Annotated in this window: 4 protein-coding genes; all 4 read left to right on the forward strand. The window is 75.6% G+C overall.

Annotation, left to right across the window (positions count from 1 at the left end; genetic code table 11):
- The first annotated feature begins 154 nt into the window (after positions 1–154).
- Entirely contained in the window at positions 155–892 is a 738-nt protein-coding gene (locus tag ACFWA7_RS39725; protein WP_385549223.1) for an ABC transporter ATP-binding protein, read from the forward strand.
- Positions 874–2031, forward strand: a complete 1158-nt coding sequence (locus tag ACFWA7_RS39730) for a hypothetical protein (RefSeq protein WP_385549220.1) — start codon at positions 874–876, stop codon at positions 2029–2031. The genes ACFWA7_RS39725 and ACFWA7_RS39730 overlap by 19 nt, the downstream gene beginning before the upstream one ends.
- Before the next feature lie 87 nt (positions 2032–2118).
- Positions 2119–3240: an LOG family protein gene (locus tag ACFWA7_RS39735; protein ID WP_385828031.1), complete on the forward strand. Its 1122-nt coding sequence runs from the start codon at positions 2119–2121 to the stop codon at positions 3238–3240.
- Between the two features lie 104 nt (positions 3241–3344).
- Positions 3345–4265 carry a hypothetical protein gene (locus tag ACFWA7_RS39740; RefSeq protein WP_385828033.1) on the forward strand — a complete coding sequence of 307 codons (921 nt, stop codon included), beginning with the start codon at positions 3345–3347 and terminating at the stop codon, positions 4263–4265.
- Positions 4266–4453: the final 188 nt, after the last annotated feature.

Below are 4453 nucleotides of genomic sequence, written 5' to 3' on the forward strand. Positions count from 1 at the left end.
GGTGGCGCCCATCCGAGTGAGATGGGCGCCACCGGGCCGCGTGCTGTCAGGACCGGCGCGTACGAGTCCCTACGGTGCCCAGTGACCGATCGGCCCTGCCTTCGTTCCCCCGTACGGGGGAACAGGAAATCTGATCTGAACCGAGGTGTACGCCATGGTGGCCCCGCCGGACAACGATGTGCTCTGGGGACGTTCCCTGCATCACTCCCACGGCGGCTCGCCCGCCCTGACCGGGGTCTCCCTCGGGATCCGCGAGGGAGAGATCCTGGCGGTCGGGGGCCCGCGCGGCAGCGGCAAGACGACCCTGCTGCGCTGTCTGTCCGGCCAGCTCGTGCCCGACCAGGGCGAGGTGTGGTTCAACAGCGCCCCCGTCCACACCATGGGAGCGCTCTCGCGCGAGCGGCTGCGCCGGGACCGGTTCGGCTGGATCGACCCGGAGCCGACCCTGGTGCCCGAGCTCAACACCTGGGAGAACGCGGCGCTGCCCCTGCTGCTGCGCGGCATCTCGCACCGCACCGCCAAGAAAGCCGCCCTGGAGTGGCTGGAGCGGCTCGACATCGGCGCCTGCGCGCGCCGCCGCCCGCACGCCCTGCTGACCGCGCAGCGCCAGCGCGTGGCGATCGCCCGCGCCCTGGTCACCTCCCCCGCGGTGCTCTTCGCGGACGAGCCGACCGCGACCCTGCACCGCGCCGACCGCGCCCAGGTGCTGCGCACCCTGACGGCCGCGGCCCGCTCGCACGCCATCACCACGGTCCTGGCCACCCATGACGTGGAGGTCGCGGCGCTCGCCGACCGCACGGTGTGGCTGCTCGACGGCCGCCGGGTCAACTCCGTCGGGCAGGGCGGCGCCCTCGACGCGGAGGGCCGCGCCACGTGCTCGCTCTCCGTCTAGCCCGCGGCACCCACCCGCTGGTCCTGCTGCGCCGCCTGCTGGTGGCCGCGGCCTCGGCGGGGGTCGGCTTCCTGCTCCTGTGCACCCTGGGCCACGCGGTGGCGCACCCCGGCGGTTCGGTGCTGCGGCTGCTGTGGTGCGCGGTGCCGCTCGCCGCGACCGTCCACTTCGCGGTCGCCGTGGCCCGTACGGACCCGAGCACCCGCCCGCGCCCCGGGCTCTCCGCGGTGGGCCTGGGCCCCGGGCGGCTCACCGCGATCGCGGCGGCGTCGACGGCGGTGGCCTGCACGCTCGGCTCCACGGTCGCCCTGCTCGTCTACCTCCATCTGCGCGGCCACATCACCGGGCTGCCCTTCGACGGCGCCGCGGCCGGGCTGCTCGCCGCCGGCCGGCCGCTGCCGCCGGCCGCAGCCCTCACCCTGCTCTGCGTACTGCCGCTGACCGCGTCGGCGGCGGCCGGACTCGCCCTGCGCCCCCGCAAGGAGCCGCCCCGGCCCCGCCCGCGCGGCGCGGAGCGGCCCCCGGCCTCCGTCCCGTCGGGCCTGCCCTGGGGGATCTCCCTGATCGCGGCGGGCCTGGCGGTCGAGACGTTCGCCAGCCGGGGCACCCCGGGCTCCGCGCTCCCCATGCCGGGCCACCCCGACAGCAGCCCCGCCGGGGTGCTGGCCGGCTGGATCCTCACCGCGCTGGGCCTCGCGGTGGCGGGCCCGGCCCTGACCCATCTGTGCGGCCGGCTGCTCCAGAGCGCGCGCCCGGGGGCGGCCCGGCTGCTGGCGGGGCGCGTCCTGATGGAGGAGGCCCGCCGCATCGGGCACCCGCTCGGTGTGGTGTGCGCGGTGGCCTCGGCCACGATCGCGGCCGACACGCTGTACGGCGACGAGGCGGGCCCGCACCCCTTCGGCCCGCTCACGGGCCTGGGCGCGGCGCTGGTGACGGGGTGCACGGTGGCGACGCTGCTGACGGCGGCCCTGGAGTCCAAGCACGCCCGCGGCGAGACGACGGCGGCGCTGCTGCGCCTGGGCACCCCGGCCAAGCTGCTCCGCGCCTCGGCCGCCCTGCGCGCGGCGGCGGTCCTGGCCCTGTTCGGCCCGGTGACGTGGGGCATCGCCGAGCTCGCCGCGCTGCCCCTGACGGGCTGAGCCCCGGCCGGGACCCGGCCGGGCCGGCCCTCCCCCAGCTCTTGAGGAGCAGGGGGGACCCCCACCCGTACGGGCTATCGTGGCCGGATGGCCAGTGAAGACTTTCAGCGGGTTCCGAGCGCGCGGGACCGGGAGATCGAGTCCGTCGCCGAGTTCGACGAGGTCGTGGCGGACGGGACGCTGGCCGGATACCGCCTGCAGTCCCTCGATCTGACGGACCGTACGTTCGCGCTCCTGTCCACCGACTCCGCGGGCGCCGTCTTCCTCGGCTGCCGGATGGAGCCGGACGCCACCGCCAGGGTGCGCGCCGACGGGGCACTGGTCTTCCCGCCCGTGCCCGATCTGCCCTTCGACCCGTACCGGGGTCTGCTCTACACCCCCGACGAGCTGTTCGAGGACCTCGACGACGGCTACGAGCACACGCCCGACGCCCGCTCGTACGCCTGGTTCCAGCGCGCCAAGTCGGACGGCGACGTCTTCGCGTCGATGCTCCGCTCCATCCACGACGACTCGGTCTCGGACGCGCTCGACGAGTTCCTGGCCGGGGAGCGGGTCGTGGGCGTGATGGGCGGGCACGCGATGGGCCGGGGCAGCGAGGCGTACGCCGGGGCTGCCCGGCTCGGCCGCGCCCTGAGCCGGGCCGGGTTCACCGTCGCCACGGGCGGCGGCCCCGGCGCGATGGAGGCGGCGAACCTGGGTGCCTATACGGCGCCGTTCCCGGACGCCGTGCTCGGCGAGGCGCTGGAACTGCTCGCCAAGGCGCCGTCGTTCGAGCCGTCCGTCTCGGACTGGGCGCGGGCGGCCTTCGAGGTACGCGGGCGCCACCCCGGCGGCGGCGAATCGGTCGGCATCCCCACCTGGTTCTACGGCCACGAGCCGCCGAACGCGTTCGCCGGCCACATCGCCAAGTACTTCGCCAACGCCACCCGCGAGGACGGCCTGCTGGCCCGCTCCAACGCGGGCGTGGTGTTCCTGCCGGGCGCGGCCGGGACCGTACAGGAGATCTTCGACAACGCGACCCCGAACTACTACGGGTCGCGGGGCGAGCCCACGCCGATGGTGCTGGTCGACCGGGCGCACTGGACGGAGCGGCTGCCCACGTGGCCGCTGCTCCAAGCGCTCGCTGAGGGCCGTCCGATGGCGGCGCGGATCGCGCTGGTGGACTCGGTGGACGAGGCCGCGGCGGAGCTGGCACGCCTGTCGGCGTGAGCGGCGACGCGTAGATCACACCAGGCAACGCGGGGCGGTCCGCGCACGTCTGGTGCTGAGGAGCGGAATCGTGCTCCTGTTGATCCCCTGGAACGGAGCTTTTGGTGCTGATCGGCCTACTCACCGCGATCGCGGCCTCGATCTGTTACGGCACGGGCTCGGTCCTGCAAGCCGTCGGATCCCGGAAGTCCGCGCGCCGCGAGGCTGCCGCGACGGCCCGTACCCAGCACGGCGGCCCGAGCCTGTCGTCCACCGCGAAGGCGGCGATGACCTGGGAATTCATGGTGGGCACGGTGCTGGACTTCGTCGGCTTCGGCCTGGGCGCCCTGGCCGCCCGCCTCCTCCCCCTCTTCCTCTCCCAGACGGTGATCAGCGCGAACCTGGTGATCACGGCGGTGCTGAGCGTCAAGCTCCTCGGCATCCGGCTGAGCCGCGCCGAGTGGGGCTCCATCGCGGTGGTCTGCTCGGCCCTGGTGCTGCTGGCCACGGCGGCGGGCGCGGAGGGCGGCGGCCACACGTCCCTCGCCACGCACTGGTGGCTGCTGGCGGTGTCGGTGCTGCTGATGGCGGGCGGCGCGGTGGCGGTACGCCTGCTCGGCGCCCGCGCCGCGATCCTGGCGGGCCTGCTGTCGGGCCTGGGCTTCGGCGCGCTGGGGGTCGGGGTCCGCGTCCTGAACGGCGTCGACCCCTTCGACCTGGGCCGCCTGCTCTCGGACCCCGCGCTCTACGCGATCCTGGTGGCGGGGGTCGGCGGGATGTACCTGCACACGGTGGCGCTCCAGATCGGCTCGGTCAACGGGGCGACGGCGGCGCTGGTGGTCGGGGAAACGGTCCTGCCGGGCGCGATCGGCGTCCTGTGGCTGGGCGACGCGTCCCGGGCGGGCTTCGCGTGGATGGCGGCACTGGGCTTCGTCCTGGCGGTGGCGGGGGCGGTGGGGGTGGCTTGGTTCGGGGCGGAGCCGGAGGGTGAGGCCGAGCGGGAGGTCTTCCCCACCCCGCCCCTTCCCGAGACCCTCCGGGGGTGAGGGGTGGGGGAGGTTTTCTCCTGGGGGCTACGCCCCCAGACCCCGAGCGGGGGCTCCGCCCCCTGCACCCCGGGCGGGGCCTGCGGCCCCCGCACCCCGCTCCGGGGCTCCGCCCCGCACCCCGGCGCAAGGTGAGCGAACCACCTCGGTTGCGCCCCCGCCCGCCTACGGGGCTCCGCCCCCTGCAC

Origin of the sequence: Streptomyces sp. NPDC059994 (genome assembly GCF_042737755.1) — a bacterium.
Classification (GTDB): Bacteria; Actinomycetota; Actinomycetes; order Streptomycetales; family Streptomycetaceae; genus Streptomyces.